This is a genomic window from Anaerolineae bacterium (assembly GCA_011176535.1).
Taxonomy (GTDB): domain Bacteria; phylum Chloroflexota; class Anaerolineae; order Anaerolineales; family DRMV01; genus DUEP01.
Map to the genome: position 1 here is coordinate 1 of DUEP01000101.1, position 25709 is coordinate 25709.

Annotated in this window: 24 protein-coding genes and 2 pseudogenes; 10 read left to right on the forward strand and 16 right to left on the reverse strand. The window is 63.7% G+C overall.

Annotated elements, in window-relative coordinates:
- The first annotated feature begins 254 nt into the window (after window positions 1-254).
- Entirely contained in the window at window positions 255-1241 is a 987-nt protein-coding gene (locus tag G4O04_08950) for a CPBP family intramembrane metalloprotease (GenBank protein ID HEY58642.1), read from the forward strand.
- Window positions 1242-1327: 86 nt separating this feature from the next.
- On the opposite strand, the gene G4O04_08955 is transcribed toward G4O04_08950, so the two are convergent.
- Window positions 1328-2269 (reverse strand): hypothetical protein, encoded by a 942-nt coding sequence (locus tag G4O04_08955; protein ID HEY58643.1) that lies wholly within the window; start codon window positions 2267-2269, stop codon window positions 1328-1330.
- Between the two features lie 192 nt (window positions 2270-2461).
- On the opposite strand from G4O04_08955, the gene G4O04_08960 reads away from it, so the two are divergent.
- Window positions 2462-2887 carry a hypothetical protein gene (locus G4O04_08960; GenBank protein HEY58644.1) on the forward strand — a complete coding sequence of 142 codons (426 nt, stop codon included), beginning with the start codon at window positions 2462-2464 and terminating at the stop codon, window positions 2885-2887.
- Between the two features lie 4 nt (window positions 2888-2891).
- Here the strand turns inward: G4O04_08960 and G4O04_08965 are convergent, their stop codons facing one another.
- The 7 genes and pseudogenes from G4O04_08965 to G4O04_08995 form a co-directional block, all read right to left on the reverse strand.
- Complete coding sequence (locus tag G4O04_08965) at window positions 2892-4058, reverse strand: sigma-54-dependent Fis family transcriptional regulator (protein ID HEY58645.1); 1167 nt, start codon at window positions 4056-4058, stop codon at window positions 2892-2894.
- Between the two features lie 9 nt (window positions 4059-4067).
- On the reverse strand, window positions 4068-5966 hold the full coding sequence (locus tag G4O04_08970) for a PAS domain-containing protein (protein HEY58646.1): 1899 nt from the start codon (window positions 5964-5966) through the stop codon (window positions 4068-4070).
- Window positions 5963-7408 carry a hypothetical protein gene (locus tag G4O04_08975; protein HEY58647.1) on the reverse strand — a complete coding sequence of 482 codons (1446 nt, stop codon included), beginning with the start codon at window positions 7406-7408 and terminating at the stop codon, window positions 5963-5965. Before G4O04_08975 ends, G4O04_08970 begins: the two co-directional genes overlap by 4 nt.
- 73 nt (window positions 7409-7481) lie before the next feature.
- Complete coding sequence (locus G4O04_08980) at window positions 7482-8456, reverse strand: hypothetical protein (protein HEY58648.1); 975 nt, start codon at window positions 8454-8456, stop codon at window positions 7482-7484.
- A 19-nt stretch (window positions 8457-8475) separates the two neighbouring features.
- Window positions 8476-9954, reverse strand: coding sequence for an alkaline phosphatase family protein (locus G4O04_08985; protein ID HEY58649.1), 1479 nt, complete (start codon window positions 9952-9954; stop codon window positions 8476-8478).
- Window positions 9954-10586: a cyclase family protein gene (locus tag G4O04_08990; protein HEY58650.1), complete on the reverse strand. Its 633-nt coding sequence runs from the start codon at window positions 10584-10586 to the stop codon at window positions 9954-9956. Before G4O04_08990 ends, G4O04_08985 begins: the two co-directional genes overlap by 1 nt.
- A gap of 116 nt (window positions 10587-10702) precedes the next feature.
- A pseudogene (locus tag G4O04_08995) lies at window positions 10703-11201 on the reverse strand (YbhB/YbcL family Raf kinase inhibitor-like protein).
- 98 nt (window positions 11202-11299) lie between these two features.
- Here G4O04_08995 and G4O04_09000 point away from each other — a divergent pair.
- Complete coding sequence (locus G4O04_09000) at window positions 11300-12331, forward strand: LysM peptidoglycan-binding domain-containing protein (protein HEY58651.1); 1032 nt, start codon at window positions 11300-11302, stop codon at window positions 12329-12331.
- A gap of 60 nt (window positions 12332-12391) precedes the next feature.
- On the opposite strand, the gene G4O04_09005 is transcribed toward G4O04_09000, so the two are convergent.
- Window positions 12392-12937, reverse strand: a complete 546-nt coding sequence (locus G4O04_09005; GenBank protein ID HEY58652.1) for a zinc ribbon domain-containing protein — start codon at window positions 12935-12937, stop codon at window positions 12392-12394.
- A 96-nt stretch (window positions 12938-13033) separates the two neighbouring features.
- On the opposite strand from G4O04_09005, the gene G4O04_09010 reads away from it, so the two are divergent.
- From G4O04_09010 to G4O04_09025, 4 genes are all read left to right on the forward strand, one after another.
- A complete protein-coding gene (locus G4O04_09010; protein HEY58653.1) occupies window positions 13034-13531 on the forward strand; it encodes an HIT domain-containing protein in 498 nt (165 codons plus the stop codon).
- A 79-nt stretch (window positions 13532-13610) separates the two neighbouring features.
- Window positions 13611-14819 carry an acetyl-CoA C-acetyltransferase gene (locus G4O04_09015; protein ID HEY58654.1) on the forward strand — a complete coding sequence of 403 codons (1209 nt, stop codon included), beginning with the start codon at window positions 13611-13613 and terminating at the stop codon, window positions 14817-14819.
- A 67-nt stretch (window positions 14820-14886) separates the two neighbouring features.
- Window positions 14887-15777 (forward strand): 3-hydroxybutyryl-CoA dehydrogenase, encoded by an 891-nt coding sequence (locus G4O04_09020; protein HEY58655.1) that lies wholly within the window; start codon window positions 14887-14889, stop codon window positions 15775-15777.
- 102 nt (window positions 15778-15879) lie between these two features.
- Window positions 15880-17217, forward strand: a complete 1338-nt coding sequence (locus G4O04_09025) for an MFS transporter (GenBank protein ID HEY58656.1) — start codon at window positions 15880-15882, stop codon at window positions 17215-17217.
- Window positions 17218-17344: 127 nt separating this feature from the next.
- On the opposite strand, the gene G4O04_09030 is transcribed toward G4O04_09025, so the two are convergent.
- A complete protein-coding gene (locus G4O04_09030; GenBank protein HEY58657.1) occupies window positions 17345-17839 on the reverse strand; it encodes a PaaI family thioesterase in 495 nt (164 codons plus the stop codon).
- A gap of 85 nt (window positions 17840-17924) precedes the next feature.
- Entirely contained in the window at window positions 17925-18824 is a 900-nt protein-coding gene (locus G4O04_09035) for a 1,4-dihydroxy-2-naphthoate polyprenyltransferase (GenBank protein HEY58658.1), read from the reverse strand.
- 782 nt (window positions 18825-19606) lie between these two features.
- On the opposite strand from G4O04_09035, the gene G4O04_09040 reads away from it, so the two are divergent.
- From G4O04_09040 to G4O04_09050, 3 genes and pseudogenes are all read left to right on the forward strand, one after another.
- On the forward strand, window positions 19607-19831 hold the full coding sequence (locus G4O04_09040) for a hypothetical protein (GenBank protein HEY58659.1): 225 nt from the start codon (window positions 19607-19609) through the stop codon (window positions 19829-19831).
- Window positions 19795-20001 (forward strand): annotated as a pseudogene (locus G4O04_09045) (pyridoxal-phosphate dependent enzyme). Before G4O04_09040 ends, G4O04_09045 begins: the two are co-directional and overlap by 37 nt.
- Window positions 20002-20125: 124 nt before the next feature.
- Window positions 20126-20272, forward strand: a complete 147-nt coding sequence (locus tag G4O04_09050; GenBank protein HEY58660.1) for a hypothetical protein — start codon at window positions 20126-20128, stop codon at window positions 20270-20272.
- 139 nt (window positions 20273-20411) lie between these two features.
- Here G4O04_09050 and G4O04_09055 read toward each other — a convergent pair whose 3' ends face one another.
- The 5 genes from G4O04_09055 to efp form a co-directional block, all read right to left on the reverse strand.
- Complete coding sequence (locus G4O04_09055; protein ID HEY58661.1) at window positions 20412-21167, reverse strand: hypothetical protein; 756 nt, start codon at window positions 21165-21167, stop codon at window positions 20412-20414.
- Between the two features lie 265 nt (window positions 21168-21432).
- Window positions 21433-22521, reverse strand: coding sequence for an HAD-IA family hydrolase (locus tag G4O04_09060; GenBank protein ID HEY58662.1), 1089 nt, complete (start codon window positions 22519-22521; stop codon window positions 21433-21435).
- A 625-nt stretch (window positions 22522-23146) separates the two neighbouring features.
- The gene (locus G4O04_09065; protein HEY58663.1) at window positions 23147-24154 is read right to left on the reverse strand and encodes a fumarylacetoacetate hydrolase family protein; all 1008 of its coding nucleotides are present in this window, start codon (window positions 24152-24154) and stop codon (window positions 23147-23149) included.
- An 11-nt stretch (window positions 24155-24165) separates the two neighbouring features.
- Complete coding sequence (locus tag G4O04_09070; GenBank protein ID HEY58664.1) at window positions 24166-24930, reverse strand: cyclase family protein; 765 nt, start codon at window positions 24928-24930, stop codon at window positions 24166-24168.
- 193 nt (window positions 24931-25123) lie between these two features.
- Window positions 25124-25684: an elongation factor P gene (gene efp, locus G4O04_09075; protein ID HEY58665.1), complete on the reverse strand. Its 561-nt coding sequence runs from the start codon at window positions 25682-25684 to the stop codon at window positions 25124-25126.
- Between the last annotated feature and the right edge of the window lie 25 nt (window positions 25685-25709).

Consider the following 25709-nt stretch of genomic DNA (forward strand, 5'->3'; position numbering starts at 1 on the left):
CTTATCCGCCGCCCGGAATGATTTCGTTTGGTTGTCGCGGAGCGGGGGTGTCCGTAACAACTCGGCTCACTGGGTATTTGTGACGGTAAAGGGTAGCCATGGGTAACAAGTCAGGCCTTCGAGCCCGAGGCCGAATGAAATTGGTGTCAGGGCGCTGCAGGCTTTTCCTGCAGGAGGAGAGGTGTGCGGGGGAAAGAGCGTGGCTTGAACGCGGCCTGGTAGGTGCCTGATCAATGAACCCTGAGGAGGAGACCATGAAAACCAAAACCTGGTGGGCGCTTTGGCTCGTATGGAGCATCCTCGGCGCGGGGCTGCTGGTGATGGTGGTGCGCGACAAGGGCGTGCCCCCGGCTCCACTGTCGTGGGCCGCGCTGTTGTTGGGGATGGCGCCGCTCATCGGCGCGCAGTTGGCCCTGGGCTCACCGAGGGCGGCGACCGTGGTGCGGGATTGGCTGCAACAAAGCCCCCGCGCCTGGCTGGTGGCGGCTGGGGGGCTGAGCGCCCTCTATCTCGCCTCCAACATCCTCACGCCCGGTTTCGACCCTTACGCGGCCACAATTTTCATCGTGGGCCTGGTCGCGGCGTTGGGCACGCTGCGCCAAATCCAAAAGGGGCAGTCCGGCCTGACCTGGGCCGATGCGCTTGTCTGGCTCTGGCTCTGGATCCCCTTTGACCTACGCTGGAACTACGATTTGTGGCACGGCCCCAAGGGGTTTGCCTACAACTGGTGGGCGGTCATGCTGACCGTGGTGGCGGTCTTGGGTTGGTATGGGCTACGGGAACTGCCGGCGTTCGGCTACCGCCTCACGCCCCGTTGGCGGGATTTAGGCATCGCCGTGGTGGCGACGGTGGTCTTTGCGGCCATCGTCATCCCCTTGGGGCTGGCGGTTCGTTTCCTCACCTTCCCGCCCACGCAGCTCCTGGCGCTGCTGGCCCATTTTGTGGGGCTGTTCCTCACGGTGGCCCTGCCTGAGGAGATGTTCTTTCGCGGCATCCTGCTCCACGGCCTGGATCAGATGAGCACCCGCCGGGGGTGGACGCTGTTTCTCTCGGCGCTGGCCTTTGGCCTCATGCATTGGAACAATGCCGGCGATTTGGGGACTAAAGTGGTCTATGTGGCTCTGGCCACCCTGGCAGGAGTGTTCTACGGCTGGGCTTATCGCAGGAGCGGCAACAACCTGCTCGCCCCCGTGCTGACGCACACCTTTGTCGACCTCATCTGGCGCGTCTTGTTTCAGTAACCGTCTCGGATAGATGCCAACGCCCCCGCTGGACGCCATGAGCCCAGCGGGGGCGAGGTTTTCTCCACAGAATCTCCTATTGTCCGTTACACCACTCGCCAGCGTAGGGGCTGGCCTTCCAGCGCGGCCAGGACCTCCTCGGCGATGTCCACGGCCACACGCTGCTGCGCTTCGGCAGTCTGGGCGCCGATGTGGGGCGTGGCGATCAACCGCGGATGGGCGACCAAGGGGGAGGCGCCGGGCGGCTCGGTGGCGAACACATCCAGCGCCGCGCCGGCCACCTGGCCGCTTTCCAGGGCCTGGAGCAGCGCTTCTTCGTCGATCACCCCGCCGCGAGCCGCACAAACCAGATACACGCCGCGCTTCATCTGAGCGAAGGCTTCGGCGCCGATCATGCCCCGCGTGTCGGGGGTCAGGGGCACGTGCAGGCTGATGAAGTCGGCCTCGGCGTAAAGGGCTTGTGGCGTATCCCTTGGCTCGGCCCCTCGCCGCCGGATCTCCTCGGCCGGGATGAGGGGGTCGTAGCCGATAACGCGCATCCCTAAGGCCGCGGCTTTTTGGGCGACCAGGCTACCGATGCGGCCCATGCCGAAGATGCCTAAGGTCTTGCCCGCCAACTCCACACCCGAAAGTTGCTTCTTCAGCCATTCGCCGCGCTTCATGCTGGCGTCGGCTTCGGGAATGCGCCGGGCCATGGCCAGCATGAGGCCGAGGGTAAGTTCGGCCACCGCGTTGGAGGTGGCCTGGGGGGCGTTGACCACGGTCACCCCGTGGGCTTTGGCGGCTTCCAGGTCGATGTTGTCCACGCCTACCCCGGCGCGGCCAACCACCTTGAGGTTGCGGGCCCCGGCCAGCAAATCCGCCGTCACTTTGGTGCGGCTGCGCATGATGAGGGCATGATAGTCGCCGATGATGTGTTGCAGTTCCTCGGCGGAAATCCCGGCGTGGTCGTCCACCTGAGCACTTTGGGCCAGGCGCTCGCGCCCGGCAGGATGTAGTTTGTCGGCAATGAGCACTTTCCAGGTCATAGGTGCTCCTTTGGGGGGAGAATTGGAGGGCAGATGCCTGCCCGGGGGTGGGGACGGTCCCCGAGGTCCGGTTTCGCACCTTGATTGTACTGCAAATCCCACGGGCTGTAAGCCGGATTTTGGGGAGGAGACCCTCCCCCGGGAAGGGGTCCCCTCTGATATAATCTCGCCATCCCGATAAAGGAGTGTTGTGTGAGCCGTGTGGTCAACCCCAACGCCGTGGGAAAACGGCGCAAGATGTTACTGCAGGTCCTGGCTTTGGCCCTGCGGGAATTGATGACCCAGACTTCTCCTGAGCAGACGACCCGGGATCTGGCGGCCTTTCTCGTGCTGACGCTGGAAGAACTGGCCGCCACGATCCACGAAACCACCGATGCCTGGGAAAAGCGAGGCTATTGGGTCAAAGCCGACCGCTTTCGTCTGGAATGGGAATGGGCCGGGCGCCTGGCGGAGCAGTTGCGCCAGGCGCTGCTCGCGGAAGATTGGGAGGAGGTCTCCCGGGTGGCGGCGGCGTTGTTTGGGCACTTGGGCAGCGTGAAGTTGCCCAAGCGGCAGCGTCCCACTCGCCCGTGGGAAGGGGCCTGGGCGAAGTTCGTCGAGCGGGAAGGGGTCGGATAGCCGCTCAGCGAAACTCGGCGGGCAGATGGGGGAGGTCGATCGTTTCCTCGTCGCACAGGAGCACGGCGCGCTCGATGACATGTCGGAGTTCCCGGATGTTGCCGGGCCAGTCGTAGTCCATCAGCGCCTGCAGGGCCCGGGGCGCGATGCCGAGGATGGGCTTACCCATACGGGTGCCCGCCTCGCGCAGAAAGTGGCCTACCAGCGCGGGAATGTCCTCTTTGCGCTCGCGTAGAGGGGGCAGGTTGAGGTCGAGCACCTTGAGGCGGAAGTAGAGGTCTTCGCGAAAGGTGCCTTCGGTCATCATCTTTTTCAAATCGCGGTTGGAAGCGGCGATGATCTGCACATCGATGGGGATCATCTTGGTCCCACCAACGCGACGGATGGCCCCTTCTTCCAGGGCGCGCAACAGTTTGGCCTGCATACTCAGGGGCATGGAGGCGATTTCGTCCAGGAAAAGCACCCCTTTGTCCGCCTGTTCCATCAATCCCGGCTTGCGTTCGCGGGCGTCGGTAAAGGCCCCGGCCTCGTGGCCGAAAAGTTCGGATTCCAGCAGGTTTTCGGGCAGGGCGGCACAGTTCACCGTGACGAAGGGCTTGGCGGCCCGGGGGCCCACCCGATGGATGAAGCGGGCGAGCACCTCTTTGCCGGTGCCCGTTTCCCCGGTGATGAGCACGGAAACGGCGTGCTCGGCGGCCCGTTGGGCCATGGTCAGCACTTCTTGTATGGCCGGGGATTGACTGGGCACCATATTGGGCATTTGATGGCTTTGCTGGCGACGCAACAGGGCCAGTTCGCGCTGCAGTTCCACCAGGTCGGTGGCCTTTTCCAGCGTGTTCAGCAGGCGCTCGAATTTGATGGGCTTGGTGAGAAAGTCCAGTGCGCCGTGTTTCATGGCCTCCACGGCCATCTCGATGTCCCCGTAGCCGGTGATGATGATGGTGGGAGGGCGGGTGGGCAACTGGTTCATTTCTTCCAGCAGCATCACCCCGATGCCGTCCGGCAGGTGCCAGTCCAGGAGCACGATGTCGGCTTCCATTCGGGCCAGGGCCTGCCGGGCCTCGGCCAGGGTGGCCGCCAGCAAGGGGACATACCCTTTTTTGCGTAGCAGGGCGCTGAGGTTGTGGCGCGCGTTTTCTTCGTCTTCGATCAGGAGAACGGTGAAACTCATAGGCCTTCCTTAGCACGCAGGATGTCTGGAAACCGGGAGGCGGATGCGAAACAGCGTTCCCTGCCCGGGGTAACTTTCCAGGCTCACGCCCCCCCGATGGTCGGTGATGGTCTTGCGCACCAGCGCCAGCCCCAAACCATGACCGTCGGTACGGGTGGTGAAGAACGGCTCGAAAATCCGTTTTTGGATTTCTGCGGGAACGCCCGGCCCGTTATCGGCGATGATGATCTCGATGTGTTGGGCCTGATGGACGCCCCGGAGGACGATTTGCCGGGGCAGGGTGTGCTGCTTCAAAGCCTGAATGGCATTGTCCACCAGATTGGCAAAGGCCTGTTCTAACAACACGGCGTCACCGCATACCGGCGGGAGGTCTTCGGGGATCTGCCACAGCACTTCGATGTTGTATCGGGAGAAGCGCGGCTGCCAACGGTAGACCAGGTTGTGGAGCAGGGTCTGGATTTTGACCCGGCGGTTGCCCAAATCGCCGGCCGGCCGGGCAAATTGTAGCAGGCGCCGGCTCATTGTCTCCAGACGTTCGATGTCCTGGCGCATGCGCTCCAGGGTGTCGCGGAGGTCAGCGCCGTCCTCGTCGGGGAGGTCTTCTATGGTGAGGAGCAGGTATTCCAGGCCGGTGCTCAGGTTGTTGAGGGGGTTGCGGATTTCGTGAGCGTAACTGGCCAGCAATGTGCCCAGCAGCGCGCGCCGTTCCAGGGTGACGGCCTGGACATCCGGGGTGTGGTCTTGAATGAGCAGCAGCAATCGCTCACTCGAAAGGGGAAGGAAGTGCAGCGTGGCGGGGAAACTTTCGCCGGAGCGTCGGATGAGGTGAACCCCCTCCAGGGTTTGTTCTCGTCCCTGCTGAAGGGCCTGTTCGATGAAGAGCGGCAGATCGGAACGCTCCTGGAGGATGATCACCTGTTCGCCGGGGAGGTCTTGCACTTCGTCGTTTTGATAGCCCAAGAGGTGCAGCACAGGCTGGTTGGTCGTCAGGATGTAGCCCTGCCCGTCCAGGATCAAAGCGGGCAGAGGGAGCCAGCGCCATAACTGGGTGCCCAATTGCGCCTGCTCGGTCAGGGTTCGGCATTCCGTTTTATATTGCAGGGTTTGCCGGTGCAGGCGTTCCCAGGCGCTCAAGAGATGGGCGACGGTCAGGAGCAGGGGGGTCAGCAAGGCTTCCGGGGGCTTTTCCTCATAGGCCAGCATGAGGAGGCCGTGAGGCGTGGGCGGTTCACCGATGGGGAAGGTGTACACATAGCCCTGGCTGCGAATGATCTGGGCCCAGGGGGAATCGGGGAGGGTTTGACGGTTACGCGGCCCCCAAAGTTGGGGGTGAAGGAGGACCGAGGGGAGGGGAGCCTCCCAGGCGATGGACAAGGGCAGGTCGGGCAGCGGGCCGCTCCCGGCCAGAAGTTGCCATTCGCCAGCGCCCAAAGCGTAAAAGGCGGCCCATTGGGCCATGGCGACCGGATGAATCTCCTCCAGGACCAGTTGGAGCGCAAAGGCCTCGAAGGGCGTCGAGATGCGATCCAGCAGGGACCGCAGGATGCGACCGGCTTCTTCGTGCAAGGTGGAGGCTTTTTCCCGGGCCTGCGCCTCGGACCAGGAACAGATGCGCAGCACGCGATATCCGTTGATGAGGTGAATCTCCCGCACGGAGACGAATTGCTTGGTGCCGTGACGATTGCGCAACACCCAGCGTCCCTGTTGCCGGAGCGCCGGAGGGAAGAGCAGCCCCAGGTCTTGCCCCAGCAACTCCTTCCGCGTCATGGCAGCCCACTGCAGGGCCTGGGTGTTGATCTCCACGATGCGTCCCGAAGGGGAAAGGATCAGGACGCCATCGTCGCTCAGGGCGTCCAGCAAGGCACGCAAGAAAGAGGCAGGTAGCAGGCGAAAAGGCAAAGGGGTCATGGCCGGTGTTTATGCAGAGGCTGACGCAGATGGGCAGGGGGAATGCCTTCCATGGCGCGGTATTTAGCCACCGTGCGCCGGGCGATCCGATGGCCCATTTCCTGGCTGAGCAGGCGGGCCAGTTGGGTATCGCTCAGAGGCCTTGATTCGGAAGCGATGAGGGCTTTCAGCGCGGCCCTGGCCGGCAGGCTGCGGTCGAAGAAGTCGCTGAGGAGGATGAGCCGTCCATTGGGCAACTGGGCGGTTTTGTGGCTTACGGCCCGCGAGACGGTGGATTCGTGCACCTCCAGCCGGCGGGCCACGGCGGCGCGGGTCATGGGCCGCAAATGGCGAGGGCCGCGGAGGATGAAGTCGCGCTGTTCGCGCGCCAGCAACCGGGCCAGGCGGACCAAGGTGTGATGGCGTTGGCGCAGGCTTTTCAGCAGCAAGGTGGCTTGCTGGATTTCCTGCTGCCATTCTGCCCGATGATGGTCGTCTACCTGGGCGGTGGTGTGGCGGAAGGTGGGATTGACCCGCAGGCGCAGGCCCGGTGCGAACACCTCGACCACCAGAGGGCCGTTGGAATCGCCGTTGTGCAGCGAAAACACGATATCGGGGCGCAAATGGGGCAGCCAGGGTTCTTCCTGCCCTTGATGCAGATCTCCCCAGGCGGCCCGGGCAGGATAAGGGTTGAGGTTGGCGCGGATGAAGTCCAGCAGGTCCCGCGCTTCGCTTTGGCGGATACCCAGGCGGCGGGCCAGTTCACTGACGCGGCTGGGTTGCAGCAGGTTCAGCCCCAATTGCACCGCCTCGCTGGCTTTGGGGGGTACCGGATGCTGGATCTCGGCCAGCAGGCGCAGTTGGATGAGCATGGCCTCCTGCGGTGAGGCGGCGCCCACCCCCGGCGGGTCCGCTTGTTGGATCAGTCGCAATACCTGCCGCACCTGTCGCAGGGAGGCCCGGGTGTGCAGGGCTGCTTCGGCCGGTGAAAGGGTCAGCAGGCCGTCGTCGTCCAGGTGGGTGAGCAAATAGGCGGCGATGGGGCGCTCGTCTGGACGCAGTTCCGGCGCAATCTGGCGCAGCACATACTCCGCCAGGGTGGTGCTTTGGGCGAAAAAGGTCTCTTCGGGCAAGAGGCGATCTTCGACCTCGGTGGGCGTGGGCGGCGGCGGGCGAAAGTCGGCGGGATCGGCCAGAAAGACGATGGGCTCCAGGGCGTCGCGCCCCAAGGGCGGATGACAAAGGGGACATGGCCCCTCGGCGGGGAGGCGACGGCCACAAGAGGGGCAGCGCCTTTCCGGCGCGATTTCCAGCGAGGGGTGTTGTGCCAGGGCGGTTTCCACCTCGGCGGTCAGGTCATCCAGGGAAAGGGAGAGCAAATGCATGGTCTGGGCAAGGACCACCGAGACCTTTTGGGTGACTTTGGTGCCGACCTGAGGGGTTAAGCGCTGCCGGAGTTCCATGGTCAGGGTATCCTGGGATGAAGGATAAGGGGTCGAAAGCCGCGGTGCAAGGTTCATGCCAGCCCCTTGGAACTCAGGTCAGCATACCTTGCCGCACGGCTTCGGGTAGGGTGGGGAGGGCCTGGATTTCAGGATCGTACCAGGCCAGTAGGACGGGAGGCCCCTGCCAGGCCTCGCCCGGTGCGAGGGTGACCTCAGGATAGAACACCAGCCGTAGCCCCGGAGCGAAGGGGTTGTTCTGCACCCACCACTTGGCCTGAAGGGCCTTCTGGGTGATGAGGAGCAGGGCGCGGTTCTCTGCGGGGATGTGGAGCGTTTGAAGCGTGAGCGGCGCGGAGGGCCAGTATGGCGGCGTGGGCGGCCTGGCTGCGGCCTGCCACCAGGCGTGTAGTGGCTTCGCGAGGGTCTCTACGGTGAAGGAGGCAGCCTGAAAAGGGCGGGCGCTCTCGCTCAGGCGCAGGCTGCCGAAGCGTTCGGTCAGGTTGTAGTAAGCGCTGGGCGAGATGGGGCGGGAAAGAAGCCGGAAAATGTGAAAACGCGCCGGGAAAAGGTCGAGCAGGCCCTTGCGGGGCAGGTTGTGGCTGTCAGGGCCCAGGGCCAGCGGAGCGTAACGCCGCAGGGTCACCGGGAGGCGCGAGAGGTTGTGCACGGTGCTTTGCCAGAGGAGCAACGGTGCCTTCTGGTGCAGGGCGAAACTGAGGAGCCAGAGCAGGTTTCCCTCCACACGCCCTTTGCCCGAAGGGAGCATGAGGTAAGCCTGGGCTGCCAGAAGCCCTCGCTGCCAGTCGTTCTCTGCGGTGGGGACGCGATGCCAGGCCAGGCGGTCGGGATGGAGCGTGGCCAGTACTTTGCCGTGGCTGGCGCGGTGGCTCAGGGTCAGGCGCAGCCGCGCCCCTTCGATTTGGGGCAGGTGAGTCATGCGGGGGAGCAAGGAAAACAGGGGGACGGACGGATCCCCCAAATCCGGTTGCCCCTGGTCCAACAGGGTTTGGAACTCCCAGAAGGGGTTGGTCAGTTTGCCAACGGGTTTCCAGCGAGATCCGGTCATCAGGTGCCTTTCTCAGAGGTCAGGTGTGGGCCCAAAGGTATTCCAGGGCCGGAAGCAAGTCGGCGATGGAAGGGCGACGGTGGCCGCGCATGGCCATTTGGCGCTGCAAGCCGTGGAGGAACGCCTCGCGGACGGCTGGCCAGGGCGTGTGTGGCTTGGGCCAGCCCAGGGCCAAGGCGGCTTGCGATGCGGCGGGGTCCAGCCCGCCGTGGACGCCCGACAAAGGAGGGCCAAAGTAGAAACCTTCCTGCCCTTTGGGGAGAATTAGGATATCCGGGCTCAGAGGGCCCTGTAAGCCGTTCAGACGGGCTATGGGGTCCACCCAGTGCTTGGGGAGAGGGGCTTCGTGGAGGAGAAGAGGGTCGGCTTCGGGCTCTGGGGGGAGCCAGGCGTACCCCGCCTGCCAGCCGTCTCGCTCCACCGAGCGCACGAGAACCGCCTCCACGGCGCCCTGAAGCGCAGGGGTGGGGCTTCCCCGGTGGTGGGAGCGCCAGACCAGCCGGGCCAGGGGCCGGACCTGTTGGGCAAAATCCGGCGGCTGGCTCCATTCGGCCCTGGGGCGGCGGAGGTAAATCCCGGCCATGCCGCCGTTGAGCGCCAGGACGGCGTCGCAGTGGGTCCCTTCGCCGGGGTGGTCGAGCACATCCAGCCCCAAGGCATCGAAAAGGCCAGCCAGTTCGCGCTCGGTGGGCCAGCGCAGCCGCAGGGAGTGGGCGTCGTCGGCGGGAACCGGGGTTTGACCATGGTCGGCCGCCAACACCCAGAAGGGCGCGGCGGCGTTGGGCCCGGAAGCGGCGGCGACGGTCTGCTGCAGGTCGCCGAGGAGGGGGTCGAGCACCCGGCTCAAATAGGCTTTTTGGGCCTGAGGCCCGTGATGGTGGCTTTCGTGGTCCAGGCCGATGAGGTACACCGTTAGGATGTGGGGTAAGGGGTGCGCCTTCAGGTAGGCTTTGACACGGGCGATGATGTGCCGGTCCACTTCGGAGGGCTGGCTGCCTAAGGGGGCCTGAGCGAAGTGCAGGCGGGCCAAAAGAGTCGTGGGGAGCGGCTCCCAGACATCGGCCCCATTGGCGTTCATGTGGCCGAAGACGGCCGAGGTCCACCCCCAGGCGGCAAAGCGCTCGTAGAGCGTGCGGGCCCCCAGGCATTGGTTGGCCAGCCCCTGGGTGAACACGGCCAAGGCGTCGTCGATTTGCAGCGTTTCGCCCACATCGAAGGCGAACCAGCGCGGTTTGCCGCGGTTGTGCACGCCGAAACGGTCGAAGAACTGATTGCCGGGGATGTCGTGGGCGTTGGGCGGAGCGCCGGTGATCAGAGAGGCCTGGGCGGCGAAGGTCACGCTGGGAGCGGTAGAGGTTAGCGCGCCCAGGTAGCCGTGCTGCAAATCTGGACCTAGCAAGCCCTGGAGGTGTGGCGTCTGGCCTTCGGCCACGGCTTCTTGCAGCACATCGGCCCTCAGGCCGTCGATGAGCACCAGAATCAACGCGGAGGGCGGCATCAGGTTTCCTTGACCAGGATAGCCCGCGCCGGGGCACCTTCGGCCCCTTGAAGGCGCAAGGGCAGGCAATATAAGGTGTAGCGCCCGGGAGGCACCTCGTTGAGGTAAAGGCCTTCGATGAGGACCACGCCAGCGCTGAGCAGGATGCGGTGGGTGGGGACGGGATCTTCGAAGGGCGCTACCGACAGGTAATCGATGCCCACTACGCGCACGCCGTGGGTGACCAGCCACTCGGCGCCGTCGGGGGTGATGGCCACGTAATCGCGGCGGAAGGCCGGTTCACGCCAAAGACTGGCGTTGCGTGTTTTGAAGAGCAGGCGTTGCGCATCGGCGGGGATGGCGGCCTGGGTCAGTACCTCAGCGGTGATGGCATTGACGTGGGTGAGGCTGATCACCTCGGCCGGGCCGATGAGTTGCTCCAGGGGGATGGCGTCCACGGGGGCTCCGTCGGCGAGGAAGTGCAGCGGGGCGTCGATGTGGGTGCCCACATGCACGCCGGCGGCGAAGCGGGTGAGGTTGGCTTCGGCGCCCTGCTCCATGCTTTGGTAGCGTTCCAGCATGGGGGCGGGGTCACCGGGCCAGACGGGGAGGCGTGGGCTCACGGGGACGGAAATGTCATAGATGAGGGACATGGGAAGGCTCTCCGTAGGAGGGTGGTTGGTAAAAAACGAGGATTTCGCGTAGCCATGAAGGCTCGCCCGATGCATCTCACCAAGGTATTTTACCGCAGGAAGCGCCAGCCCCACTATCAGTCATATACGCCCATCCACTCGCCCTGAGCCAGAAGGTAACCGCTCACAGCCTGTTGCACCTGCGGCCAAGTTGCCCCTGCGGGCAGAGATAAAACAGCATCCAGCAGGGGCCGTCATAGCCGGTGCGCTGCCAACTGTTGCGACCGGGCGTACCCACGCCGGACACGCCTTCGGGCAAGGCCTGCTGCGAGGGCGGTATGTCGTACACTAGCCAGTGGATCCAGGTACCTATGGGGCGTCGAGGTCTTCCACCAACAACACCAGAGAGCGGGTCTCCAGCGGCGGCGTGCCCCAGGAAAGGGGCGGGGAGATGTCCTGGCCATCGCAGGTGTAACGCACAGGGATGGGGTCGCCATAGGCGAAGGCCGGACTGGTCAGCGCCAGGGTGGGCGCGGACGGCGTTGCCGCCGTGGGCGCGGCGCTGGTTTGTTGCGGGGTAGAAGGGCGGCAGGAGACGAGCACAACGAGTGCAAAGAAAGGCAACAGCGTCAGCATCCGTACGATGAAATGACCCCTTTTGCGCATCTTCGGCCTTCAACGCATGCACTCGTGTTATCATTGCCATTGTACACCAAGCGCGAAGAGAACACACCATGGACAAACCTTCTTCCGGTCAAGCCGCATTTGCCCTTTTGCTGGGGGCCCTGGCGCTGTTTGGCGTGCTCTGGGGGAGCCAGCGCCCCACGCCAGCCTGGGCCAACAGTTGTCCGCAGGAACTCATTCAGCGGGTGAACGCTTTGCGAGCCCAGAACGGCCTGCCGCCGTATCGTGTGGACCCTATCCTCATGGCGGTGGCTCAGGCCCACAGCGAATACCAGGCGTCCATTCGGCAGGGGACGCACATCGGGCCCAACGGCGACCATCCCCGCGATCGGGTGCGGGCGGCGGGATACGGCGGCGAGGCCGCCGTTTTCGTCTCGGAGAATATTGCCTGGGGCACTTCGTCTTATGTCAGCCCAGCATGGGCTGTGCAAATCTGGACCGAAGACGCGCCTCACTTGCACACCATGCTGGGCGAAAATTACCGCGATGTGGGGGCCGGGTGCGCCGAGGGCGGGGGAAAGACCTACTTTACCCTCGACGCAGCGTATTACATCGGCGAACCGCAGCCAACGGGCGAAGGGAACGGCGAGGTCGCGACGCCCGTGCCGCCAGCCCCCACGGCGGAGCCGGTGATCGTCGCCACCCCCAACGCCGACGGCGCCGTGATTCATGCGGTGGGCCAAGGGCAGACTTTGCTGCAAATCGCCCTGGCGTATGGCGTGCCCCTGGAAGAAATCCTGCGGCTCAATGGACTCACCGAGAGCAGCATCATTTACCCGGGCCAGAAAATCGTCATTCGCGCCGGGGCATCCCCTACGCCTACGGTTTCCCCATCTCCAACGCTCAGACCCACCTCCACGCACACCCCTTCCCCCTCACCAACAGTTAGCCCAACCATGGAGGCCCTGTCCTCAACCCCCTCTGCTGCCCCTCCTACACCCACGCCTTCTCCTGCATCGAAGAAGGACGGCGAAGCTTCGGCGGGGAGCCATCTCCTGCTCTGGGGATTGGCCGGTGCTTTGCTGGCGGGTGCTCTAGCCTATGGCTTGATGGCCGTGCTGGCCCGTTTGGAAGGGGAATGATTTGTTGGGGCGGCAAGGGGGAAAAACAAAACCGGATCCAGTGCTGGATCCGGTGACGGTTCATTCCGGGGACAGATCATTGCCCGGGGGCGCTCCCCCTTCGGGTTCGCCCGATTCGACCAACAGAGGGGTCAGCGCGTCGTCGAGGGAGATCTTTTCCTGGCGGACGCCGGGCACCGGGGTGGCGCAGTAAGGACAGATTTCCCAGGGCAATTCCATCAACTTCCCGCAGTGATGGCATACCTTTTTCAACCTGGTCTGACAGTGGGGACAGATAATCCAATCGGCCTGGGTGCGCCGTCCGCAACCGGGGCAGCGGGAGGTCTCCTCCACGGCCTGCAAAAGCGCTTCCTCCTCTAAGGCACGTTGGTATTCCTCTTCCAGGGTGTGCGGCGGGCGGAGGATGAGATAAACGACAAAACCTGGCAGAAAGAGCACGGCCACCAGCAACACGGCCAGGATACGCAACAAGGGATCTGAGCCTCGGTTGCGGATGTCGCGATAGGTCCAGAAAATCAGGCTGAGCCAAAGGGCCACCAGGAAGGCCCCGCTCCAGGCGGTGAGCACGATCAGGGCCGTGCGCAGGAAAGTGGGATTGGTGGGCATCGTAACCTCAACAGACGACCTGAACTTGACCTGTTAGGATTTTATCATACCGCAGAAACATGATACAATCACCAAAAACATCCCCGCGGAGGCCGTATGGAGCATTTGTGGTCACCCTGGCGTATGGAGTACATTGAAAACCACAAACGCGATGCCGTATGCGTGTTTTGCTGGGCCCCGGGTCAGGAGGATGGGCCGGAGAATTTGATCGTGCACCGGGGCCGGTTGAACTATGTTATTCTCAATCGCTTCCCTTACACCAATGGACATTTGATGATCGTGCCCTATGAGCACCAGGCTCAACTGGAGTCCCTGGCCCCTGAGGTGCGGGCAGAGATGATGGAACTGACCGTCCAGGCGGTGCAGGTGCTCAAAACCGTCTATCATCCCCAGGCCTTCAACTTAGGGATGAACCTGGGTGTGGCGGCGGGCGCCGGCATAGCCGATCATCTCCATATGCATGTGGTGCCCCGCTGGTCCGGCGATACGAACTTTATGTCCACGGTGGCCCAGACCCGGGTGTTGCCCGAAGCGTTAGAGGTGACTTACCGGCGTTTGCATGAGGCCTGGCTTGCCCTGGCCCAAAAGGAATAACCTGCCCCCGGCCATGGCTCTTGGTTGCCGTGGCCGGTTTGTTTCTCAGCCTGTGAAACCTTGACGAGGAGGCATATCCGTGAACCTGAAGCAACAACCCGTGATCCTCAGTGCTGTGCGCACGCCCATGGGGCGCTTTCGCGGCACCCTGAGCGCCCTCTCGGCCACGGAGTTGGGCGGTATTGTGGTCCGTGAGGCCATGCGGCGGGCCAACCTGCCCGACCCTGCCGCTGTCGACGAGGTGGTGATGGGGAATGTGGTCAGTGCGGGGTTGGGGCAGAACCCGGCCCGGCAGGCGGCCATCAAGAGCGGTTTGCCCCCGACGGTGGGCGCTTTTACCGTGAACAAGGTGTGTGGTTCGGGCCTGAAAGCGGTCATGCTGGCCGCCCAGGCGATACGCGCCGGGGATGGCGACCTGTTCGTCGCCGGAGGGATGGAAAGCATGAGCCGTGCGCCGTTTTTGGTCTATGGCCGCCTGGGCGAGTTGCGTTACGGCCACGCGAAGATGGTGGACGCCCTGATGCACGACGGCCTGTGGTGCCCCTTCGAGGACTGGCACATGGGCGGCGCGGCCGAATTCATCGCCGAGCAATTCCACCTCACCCGCGAAGAGTTGGACCGCTTTGCCCTCAGCAGCCATCAAAAGGCCGTCGCGGCCATCGATGCGGGCAAGTTCAAGGCGGAGATCGTGCCAGTGGAGGTGCCGGGCCGCAAGGGGCAGGTCACGGTGATGGATACCGATGAGACCCCACGCCGCGATACTTCCATGGAAGCCCTGAGCAAACTCAAGCCGGCTTTCAAACCCGATGGCATCGTCACCGCGGGGAACGCGCCGGGATTGAACGATGGCGCTTCGGCCGTGGTGGTCGCCAGCGCGGCCTATGCCGAGGCGCATGGCCTGCAACCTCTGGCGCGCATCGTGGCTTATGGTTACGCCGCCGTGGAGCCGAAGTGGATCTTCTCCGCCCCGGCCAAGGCGATCCCCAAGGTGTTGGCTAGAGCCGGTTGGGCGCTGGAGGATGTGGACCTTATCGAATTGAACGAAGCCTTTGCCGCCCAGGTGCTGGCCAACGGCAAGGAATTGACCGACCAGGGTTGGGACTGGGACAAGGTGAATGTGCACGGCGGCGCCATCGCCCTGGGGCACCCCATTGGGGCCAGCGGAGCGCGCATCTTGACCACCCTGATTTATGCTCTCAAGGACCGTGGCCTGAAGCGGGGCCTGGCCGCCCTATGCCTCGGCGGTGGCGAAGCCGTGGGGATGGCGATCGAGATCGTGGAGTCGTGAAGTCGTAACGCTCCAACGACCCAATGGACCTACGACTAACGATGCAACGAACATGAGGAGGATTCCTATGACCACCATTCGCAAAATCTTCGTCGTCGGTGCGGGAACGATGGGCAACGGCATTGCCCAGACTGCGGCGGTGGCTGGTTTTTCCGTGACGATGATGGATGTGGTGCCTGAACAACTGGAACGGGCCAAAGCCACCATTGACAAATCCACCGCCAAACTGGTGGAAAAGGGCGTCATCACCGAAGAGCAGCGTCAGGCAGCCTTGAATATCCCTACCACGGGCAGTCTGGACGCTGCTGCCGAGGCTGACCTGATCATTGAGGCGGCTACCGAGAACCCGAAGATCAAACTGCAAATTTTCCGCGACCTGGACAAAATCGCCCCCGAACACGCTATCCTGGCCTCCAACACTTCTTCGATCCCGATCACGAAGATCGGCGCGGTTACCGAGCGGCCTGAGCAGGTGATAGGGATGCACTTCATGAACCCGGTGCCGTTGATGCGACTGGTGGAAGTGATTCGGGGGCTGCGCACTTCGGACGAGACCACGACTGCGGTCTTCGATGTGGCGAAAGCCATGGGAAAGGTGCCGGTGGAGGCCAACGACGCGCCGGGCTTTATCTCCAACCGCATCCTGTGTCCGATGATCAACGAGGCCATCTTTGCCCTGGAGGAGGGCGTGGGCACCATTGAGGCCATCGACACGGTGATGAAGTTGGGCATGAACCATCCCATGGGGCCGCTGTACCTGGCCGATCTCATCGGCCTGGATGTGGTGTTGTATGTGATGGAGGTGCTCCAGCGCGACTTGGGCGACGACAAGTATCGTCCGGCTTACCTGCTGCGCAAGATGGTGGATGCCGGTTTCCTGGGGCGCAAGACCGGCATCGGCTTCTACGATTACCGCGACAACCCCAAGGGCGTCCCCAACCCGCTCATCGGGTGTTAGGGCAATTGAGACTTATGGCACCGTTGCGGAACCGGGCCTGGGGGGGATGCCCCTCCCAGGCTCCTGTTCCCTATCCCATCCACTCGGAGGAGGAGAGGAGATATGACCACTGCGGAGCAATCCCAACGGCCCAGTCTGTGGCAATTGCTCAAGCGCAAAGAAGTCTTCGGCTGGACAATGTACGATTGGGGCAACTCGGCCTTTGCCACCATCATTATGGCGGCGGTATTACCCGTCTACTACAGCAAAGTGGCCGGTTCGACCTTGCCGGGGAACACGGCCACGGTATATTGGGCCTACACCACCTCCATCGCATTGCTCATTGTGGCGTTGATCAGCCCGGTGTTGGGGGCGATGGCCGATTTCAGCGGGGCCAAGAAGCGCTACCTGACTGGCTTCGCCCTCTTCGGCATCCTGGGGACCGCTTTGCTGTACGGTGTGTATTCCGGCGACTGGCTTAAGGCGTCCATCTTCTACATCATCGGCAATGTGGGGTTTGCCGGAGCCAATGTGTTTTACGACGGCCTGCTTCCCCATGTGGCCGCGGAAAACGAGCGGGATATGGTCTCGGCCGCGGGATACGCTTTGGGCTACCTGGGGGGCGGTTTGCTCCTGGCGGTCAGTCTGGGTCTGATCATGACCGCCCCCGACGAAAAGGTGGGTTTCTTCACCCGTCTGTCCTTCCTGATGACCGCCATCTGGTGGCTGGTTTTCACCATCCCGTTGTGGGTTTGGGTGCCTGAGCCGGTCCGGCGCGTGCTCAAACGAGAGGCCGGCATGAACCCCGTGCAGGCCGGGTTTAGCCGGCTGGCCCACACCTTCCGTAAGGTGCAGCGTTACGATGAGTTGTGGAAGTTCCTGCTGGCCTTTTGGCTTTATAACGATGGTATCGGTACCATTATCAAAATGGCCACGATTTACGGGGCAGAGATCGGTATTGGCTCGACCGACCTCATCGGCACCTTGTTGCTGGTGCAGTTCGTTGGCATCCCCTTTTCCTTCTTCTTCGGCTGGTTGGCGGGCAAAATCGGTACCAAGCGGGCCATCTACATCACCCTGGCGGTCTATACCCTGATCTCTATCGGCGGCTACTTCATGAGCGCGGCCTGGCATTTCTGGCTGCTGGGGCTGGCGGTAGCCACCGTGCAGGGTGGTTCTCAAGCGCTGAGCCGTTCGCTCTTCAGCCAGATGGTGCCCAAGAGCCAATCGGCCGAGTTTTTCGGCTTCTTCAGCGTTTCGTCCAAATTCGCGGGTATTTTCGGCCCTTTGCTCTTTGGGCTGGTGGGCCAACTAATGGGCAGCAGCCGCCTGAGCATCGTCTCCATCATCCTGTTCTTCATTCTGGGCGGGTACATCCTGACCAAAGTGGATGTGGAAGCCGGGATGCAAGTAGCCAAGGAAGAAGAGGCTTTGCTGGCCCAGGAAGCCGTGGGCGCCTGACGGGCCCTCGGAAACGCACACCACCCCCAGGCCAGGTTCCCCTGGCTCTGGGGGTGGTGCTTTTTCCCGGTGTTCCGGCAGCCGACCTCTGGGGGTGGTTGCCAGAACCGAGGGGAGGTCTCTTCCTTCAGTTCTGGTCTGGCTTTCTCGCTTCGTGGCTCCCCAACCAGGAGCGCACGGCTTCCTCGTTGAAGAGATGGGGAGCTTCCACATAAATACCGCGGGCGCTCACGGCCACCCGGCCATCAGGCAGGCGCAGTTCGGCCTGGGTGTACATGGCGCGGCTATCGCAACCAGTGATGCGGGCCTCCACGCTGACGGGCTGGCCCAACGGCACGGGGCGATGGTAGTCCACATTGAGATTGACGGCGACCACGGTGTGCCCGGCGCTCCAGATCGCCGCGCCCATGGCTTCGTCGAGCACGGCCGCCGAAGCGCCGCCGTGGGCGAAACCGGGCGGCCCTTGTTGGGCTTCGGTAAAAATCACCGTGGCCGTAATGCGGCCATCGGGCTGGGCGAACCAGGTGACGCCGATGCTCTGCGGGTTGCTATGGCCACAAACGAAACACGGCCCGTGATCGGGGAGGGGCCGCGTATCTGGGGGAGGGGATGATTTCTTCATCGGGGAACTCCTTGGCTTGTTTGATGGGTCGCTGACGCATGCGACGCGGCAATATGGAGCGTTTCGGGCGTGGCCGAACCATTTCTCAGAACAGGAGCATTCCCAGGGCCAACAGTCCACCATACAACAAGGTCAACTTCCCGGTCAGGGCCAGCAGGGCGTTCAGTTCTCGCCCCTGCAGGCGCCCTATTGCGCGCGCGGCCAGCGCCGCCATGGGGGCCGAGAGCCAGACCAGCAACACCCCCAAAGGCGCCCTGCCCAGGCCCACCAGTACGGTGGGAAGCAGGTAGGGCAGCCCCAGGAGCAAAGCGTAAAACCTGCGCGTCCTCTGGGGACCCAAGCGTACGGCCAGGGTATGCTTGCCCGCCTGGGCGTCGTTGGCTAAGTCGCGGTAGTTGTTGACGGTGAGGATCCCTGTGTTGAGCAGGCCCAGCCAGGCTCCGGCCCACCAGGCCAGGGGGGTAACGGCGTGGCGTTGTAGCCAGTAGGTGCCCACCACGGCGAACAGGCCGAAGTAGAGAAACACGAAGACCTCGCCCAGCCCATGATAGGCCAGGGGATACGGCCCGCCAGTGTAGGCCAGCGCGGCGAGGATGGCGGACAGGCCGATGGCGAGAATGGGCCAGCCGCCGACCCAGACCAGGTAAAGCCCCAGGGCCAACGCCAGCCCGAAGGTGAGCCAGGTCGCCCGCCACATGGCCTGAGGGGTGACCAGGCCTAAGGCCGTGGCCCGTGGTGGGCCTAACCGTTCGCCCACGGTGTCGGCCCCTTTTTCGAAGTCTTGCACATCGTTGACGAAGTTCACACCGATTTGAAGCAGCAGCGCCGTCAGAAGGGTGACCCCCGCCGTCGGCCAGTGAATGGGGCCCTGGTGGGCGGCCAAACCCAGGCCGGCGAGAACCGGCGCGATAGCCGCCGGCAGGGTCTTAGGGCGTGCGGCCATGATCCAAATTTGCGTCTGCGTCCAAGAGGTTTGCCTTTCCATGCGCCTCTCCCATTGCTTGGCTTGGTTTGCTGGCAGCGGCGCTAATTGTAGCATATCGTGGACCTTCTTTGGCGTTCGAACTCCTCCTGACTGCAGGTTGCCTTGTCACCGGAGCGGTTTGTTTATAATGGGTGTCAACCGGCACGATGAGGCGCTATACAACAGGTTGAGGCGAGAACGCCTTTGGACGGACATCGCTCGCGCTACGGCAAGGCGAATCGATCGCCACCTTGGAAGAACGATTGTCAGGAGAGCGTACAATGGGTAACTTTTCACCGGTTTCCCCAGATTTGCGGGTGTACGAGGACATTTTGCAGACCATTGGCTGGACGCCCCTTAGTGCGGCTACGCCAGGTCACCCCGGCGTATACCCTGCCCGGTGTACGCTAAGGTGGAGTTTTTCAACCCTGAGGACTCGGTAAAGGACCGCATTGGGGTGCGCATTATCGAAGAGGCCGAACGGAGCGGGAAACTGAAACCCGGCGGGCGGCACGGTGGTGGGCCTGGCTTTGGCCTGTGCCTTGAAGGGCTACAAGGCGATCTTTGTCATGCCCAACAAGATGAGCTAGGAGAAGGTGCAACTGTTGCGCGCTTTTGGCGCGGGGGTGATCATCACCCTTACGGCGGTGCCCCCGGAGGAGCTGCGTTCGTACACAATGTCGCCAGGCGCATCGTGAGGAAACCTCCAACGCCATCCTGGCCAATCAGTATCACAACCCTGCCAACCAAGAGAGCCATTACCTGACCACCGGTCCCGAGATTTGGGAGCAAACCCAGGGCGGGTGACCGATGTAATTATCGGCATGGGCACAGGAGGAACTATTACTGGGGTGGGGCGCTACCTGAAGGAACAGAACCCAAACATTCGCATCGTTGGCGTGGACATCAAGGGAGCCATTTTGAAAGAGTTGTGGGAAAACCGGGGAAAGGTGCACCCGGGCGTTGAGGCCCGCCCTACAAAGTCGAGGGCATTGGAGAGGATTTCCTCCCCTCGACGCTGGATTTGAGTGTCATCGGCGAGGTTGTCCGGGTCAGCGACAAGGAATCCTTCTTGTGGGCACGCCGCCTGGTACGCGAAGAGGGAATTTTCGCCAGCGGCTCTTCTGGTTCCGCATTGGCGGCCGTGGCCCGGTATTGCCGTCGATTGACCCACGACCGACTGGTGGCGGTTATCTTCCCGGACAGCGGATCCCGGTATCTCTCCAAGGTGTTCGACGACAACAGGATGCGGGAGAACGGCTTTCTGGAAGAGGAGAGCGCCCATCGTCGGCCCTCCGCCCCCGACTTTTCCGCCCTCTGCCTTGCTGGACGAAGTGCTCCCCGTGCTCCTGGAGAAGGAGGTGGTCGTGGTGGTGGAAAACGAGCGCCTGGTGGGCACCCTGACCAAAATCGATGTGCTGGATTTCATCGCCCAGTCTTTGTGGCCGGCAAGGTGGGGCACGCGGTAAGAGAAGCGCGGGCGTAATCCTTACGCTTGCGCTCTCCCCTCGACAGAGGGCCGCGGGCCCTCAAATCCTGGCCAGGGCCTGCTCCAGGTCGGCCCGTGGGTCATGGCCGAGGGCACTTCGATAAGGGATTCCACGCCGCCTAAGGATTCGTCCAGGGCGAACAGGCGCGTCCCCTCAGCCACGCGCACGGCGGCTGCCGCGCTGCCTTGTGCCACGAAGAACACCATCCCCCTCGCCGTTGCGCATTTGCCACTGAGCGATGACGACCTGGGGTGCGAAGGATGGTAGGGGTAAAGCCCCTGACCCACTTTGGGATGCCCGGCCAGGAAGTCGGCCACGGCGGCCGCGTTGGCGGCGTGGCGGTCCATCCGCACGGGCAGGGTCTTGATGCCCCGCAGCACCAGGAAGCAGTCCATCGGGCCCGGCACCGCGCCGACGGCGTTCTGCAGGAAGGCCAGGCGTTTGTAAGTCTGGGCCTGGTTGGTGACCACCGCGCCGCCCACCACATCGGAGTGGCCGCCCAGATACTTGGTGGTGGAGTGAATGACCAGGTCTGCCCCCAGGTCAAGGGGCCGCTGAGGTAAGGCGTGGCGAAGGTGTTGTCCACCATCAGAAAGGGGCGGTTGGGGTGGGCGTGGGCCATCTGGGCCAGAGCGGCGATGTCGGTCACCCGCAGCAGGGGGTTGCTGGGCGTCTCCAGCCAGATCATGCGGGTTTCGGCGCGCAGGGCAGCGGCCACCTGCCCGGGGTCCGTGGTCTCCACGAAGGTGAAAGTCAGGCCGTAGCGGCGCAGCACTTTGTCGAACAGGCGAAAGGTGCCGCCGTAGACATCATTCCCGGCGATCACATGGTCGCCGGGGTTCAGCAAACGGGGCACGGTGTTGATGGCCGCCATGCCTGAGGCGAAGGCCAGGCCGTAGGATGCGCCTCCAGGGCGGCCTGCGCGGCCTCTAAGGCGGCGCAGGTGGGGTTTTTGGTGCGGGAGTATTCGTATGTACCCCCCCGCGCGCGGTTTGCCCACGCCGTGTTGCACACAGGTGGAAGTCTGTTAGATGGGGGTCATCGCCGCCCCGGTTTGCGGGTCCGGCTCCACGCCGGCGTGGATGCACAGAGATTCGAGGCGTATGGGACAACTCCTCGTTTTTACCAGGTGGGTGCCCTCATTCTACCAGACCCGTGCCGTTAGGGTAGGCGCGCCACAGCGGTGCGGCCTGGCGGAGGTGGAGGCGATCGTGCTCGGCGATGAGACCTACCAGTTCGGTCAGGTGGATGGAGCCGAGCCGGGCATGGCGGGCGGGTCGCACCCAGTCGGCGGGGGGCAGGTTCTGGAGCAAGGTCAGTGTCTCCAGGCGCAGGGCGACGAAGCGGGCCAGGACTTCCGCACCGTCCTGGTGTTGGTCAACACCTTCTTCGGCCTGGCGCTCGGTCTCGATGTGGGGCAAGAAAGGGTTGTCTTCGGTGAGCACCCTGCGTAAGTGAGGAAGATGAACCTCGGCCTCCACATCGCGAAGATGGCAGAGGATCTCGGTCAGGCTCCAGGAGCGGGCGTCCGGACGGCGATGCCAGGCCGCAGGGGGCAGGGTGGCGATGGCCGTATGAAAGGCGGCGGGTGTGGCGCGCAGGCGGTAGAGGTAGGCTTCCCGATGCTCCATTTGGGGCAGCAAAGCCTCTGGGGGCGTGTTTTCCAGCCAGGGCAGCATCCCTTCCAGAGGTCCGGCGCCGTGGGGGGCGGGCAGGTCTGGGGGTGGACTGTCGGTCACCCAGTAAGTGGACAACCCTAACCGGCGGGCGGAGGCGATGTCGTCTTCTGGGGCGTTCCCTATCATCACCACCGGCCCCTCCGGGCAGCCCAGTTGAGCCAGCAGCTCGGCGAAAAAGGCGGGGTGCGGCTTGACGAAGTGAAAGGTCTCGTAGCCGGGGATGAGGTCGAAGTGTGCGGGGTCCAGCCCGGCCCAACGCAAGCGCTCGACGATGGCCGCGCGGGGGAAGAGGGGGTTGGAGGCCAGGGCCAGCCGGTAGCCTCGGGCGCGGGCGGCGGTGACCAGCCGTTGCGCGGCGGGGCGGGGCGCGGTGAGGTGGCGCAGCCGGGGAAAGACCTCGGCGTAAAAGCGCGCCAGGCGTGGGGCCAGCGCCGTGGGATCCAGGCCCAGGGCGGGGTAAAACAGCGCGTCGAAGGTCTGTTGGAGCGTGTGGGTGGAGTCCTCGTTGGCGTACATGCACCGTGTACCGGCCAGCAAGGCGTTGATCATGGCTTCGGGGTCGGCCTGGTCGCACAGGTCCTCGGCAGGGCTTTCAGATAGGCCGGGATGAAGGTATCCATGCCGTTGGTGAGCAGGGTGTCGTCCAGGTCGAGGAGCAGGGTGAGCGTCATGGTGCCTCCGTGTCGTCGGAAGGGCGGTCGGGCGCTTGCTGCGCCAGATAGCCTTCGACCACCTCATGCAGTTGCAGGGCGTGCTCCAACAATCAATGCCTGGGGCGAAAGGCGGCGCAGGCGTGGGGCCAGCGGCTGTGGCGTGTGGAACTGGTGGGGGCGGTGGTGCCAGGCCCAGAGCAGCGCGGCCATATGCTTGCCCCGGCCGTCGCGCGCTCGGCCGGGAAGGTGCAGCGCGCCCCTCGGATCCCTGAGCCTCCAAGGTGACGCGCACGCGGTAGGGCTCGACCGCCTGACCCTGGCACAAGGCCAGCAAGGTGGGGCCATAGCGCCGCAACGCGGCGAGGCGCCCGGCGCGGTAGTAGGCCAGGCCCCGGCGGGCGACCTCCGGGCCCACCTAATGCCAAATCGCCTGCCGCGAGAGGCGCGGCAGGCGAGAGTGAGCCGCTTGAGCGGTCATGGTGCTTCTCTGGGATGGGGCGTTCCCCTTGCGCGCGGCGACTTTACCCCTCCGGTGTGCCGATGCGGTTGGTCAGGCTGCCCACCCGTTCGATGGTCAGCGTGATCACGTCGCCGGGGGAGAGCCACTGGTCGGTTTCCATCCCGCTGCAGCCGGGGATGGTACCGGTGGCCATGACCTCGCCGGGGACCACTTTCTCGCCCAGCGAGGCGTAGGCGACCATCTCGGCCAGGCTGTGCTGTGGGCCGGCTGTGGTGCCTTCGCCCCAGGTTTGCTCATTGACTGTGACGCGCACGGCCAGGTTTTCCACATAAGGCAGCACCTCGTCGGCGGTCACCACTTCCACGCTCATCCCGTTGGCAAAGCTCTTGGCCTTGACTGGGCCGAAGCCACTCATCATTTCGGGGTACTGCACATCCCGGGCGCTGAAGTCATTGATGACCACGAACCCGCCGACGGCTTGCAGCGCTTCCTCCGGCGTGGCGTTGTAGAGCGGGCGGGCGATGACCACCCCGAGTTCCAGTTCGTAGTCCAGGGCCTGGGTGTAAGCCGGCCAGGGGATGGTCTCCCCTTCGGTGTAGAAGTTGATCGGGCTGCCCATGTAGTAGATGGGCTTTTCGTACCAGATAGGCTTGGGGCGGAGTTTGGGGTGGGGTTTGCCCGTGAGGCGTTCGTAAAGCGCCAGGGGCTTCCACATTCGAGGGAGAAAGCGCCTGACCAGCCCTTTGGCGGCGTGGATGACATGCTGCTCGTAGAGCATGAAATCGCGGAAGGTGCGCGGTGTGAAGGGCAAAATTGGACTGGGGTCGAAGCGCCCGGCAAAATCGGTCGCGCCGATCGCATCCAGCAGACGTCGGGCCTCCTCTTGGGCGGCTTCCCCGGCCTGGAGGAAGGCCACCACATCCTGGGCCGTACGGTCCAGGGTAGGGTAATCCTGCGCGCCGAAGGTTTCCAGCGCCGGTACCAGGGGGACCCATCGGCCTTCGTGTTCCACGACCACCGAGTAGACGGCGGATGACGGTTCGTTCAAGCGTGCGCGGCGCAGGCGCATCGATTCCTCCCTCAGTCCTCCAGAATGGCCACCACGCGCGCCGGGCCGGCGCTGCCACCCTGCACCTTGAGTGGGAAGCAGGCTACCTTGAAGCCGAAAGGCGGCAGTTTGCCCAGGTTGACCAGGCGCTCGATTTGCGCGTAGGGCAGGTCCACCTGATGCGCGGCCCAGAACACCCCGGGCTTCCCGGCCTGGAGCGCCTTTTGCGCCTGCAGGTCCAGGGGTTCATCCCAGCCCCAGGCATCGATGCCCATCACGCGCACGCCTTGTTCGTAGAGCCAGATGGTCGCCTCGGCGGTCACCCCGGGGCCGCGGAAGAGATAGTCGGGCGCGTTGTAGTAGGCGTCCTGACCGGTGCGCACCAGCACGATATCCAGGGGCTTGAGGGTGTAGCCAATGCGCTGCAGTTCGGCCTGAATGTCGGCCACGGTGACCGGGTCGCCTTTACCCTTGTGTGTCATGTCCAGCACCACCCCGTCGCTGAAGAACCACTCCAGGGGCAACTGGTCGATGGTAGGCGCGGGTTTGCCCTGGATGGTGCTGTTGTAGTGGTAGGGTGCGTCCACATGGGTGGTGTCGTGGGTGCCCAAGCGGGTGATGGTCTCGGTCGCCCAGCCTTCCCCGTTGCGAAACAGGTGGGGCGGCACCTTGAGCAGCGCCTGGGCCTGAGCGGCACCGGCCTGATGGTCGTGATATTCGATTTCCACGCGCAGGAAGGGCGGCGTGCCCTCCGGGCTGGGGGCAATGGGGGCCGAAAGGTCGATGAAGCGGGGCATGGTTCTTCCTCCAGGGATGGGAATGGGTTACAGAACAAAACACAGGGCAGAGCGAATGGATGCGTAGGCCGTCGGACGCTGGAAGGGTGCCGGAGCCGCATCGTCGGTGCCTGCCCTGGCAAAACCCTTTCCGGCTGCGGGCCGGAAAACGAAAATGGCCCACCAGGGGGCGCTTTCGCGCCATAGGTAGGATTCAACTCACCCGCGTCACATATTCCCCGGTGCGGGTGTCCACGCGGATGACATCGCCCTGGTTGACAAAGGCCGGCACGGTGACTTCCATTCCGGTCTCGGTGACCACCTTTTTCGTCAGGCCGGTGGCCGTGTCGCCTTTGACGGCCACTTCGGCCTGCGCCACCTTCAGGTCCACCGTGGTGGGCAACTCAACATCCAACGGCTCGCCTTTGTAGAAGGTCAGTTTGACTTCCATGTTGTCCTTGAGAAATTTGGCGCCGTCGCCCAGCACATCGGCGGGGATGCCGTATTGTTCGTAGGTCTCCGTGTCCATGAAGTAGTATGTGTCGCCGTCGGTGTACAGGTACTGGGCGTTGTGGTAGTCCAGTTGGATGTCCTGCACCGTGTTGCCGCTGGGAAAGGTGCGCTCGATGATAGCGCCAGAGCGCAGGTCTCGGGCTTTGATGCGAATGGTGGCTTTGCCCCGTCCGGGCTTGTGGTGATGGTATTCCAGCACCCGGTAAATGTTACCGTCCAGTTCAAAGGTCACACCTTTGCGGAGATCATTGACATCAATCATAGTTCAACCTCGGAAGGGGATAGGA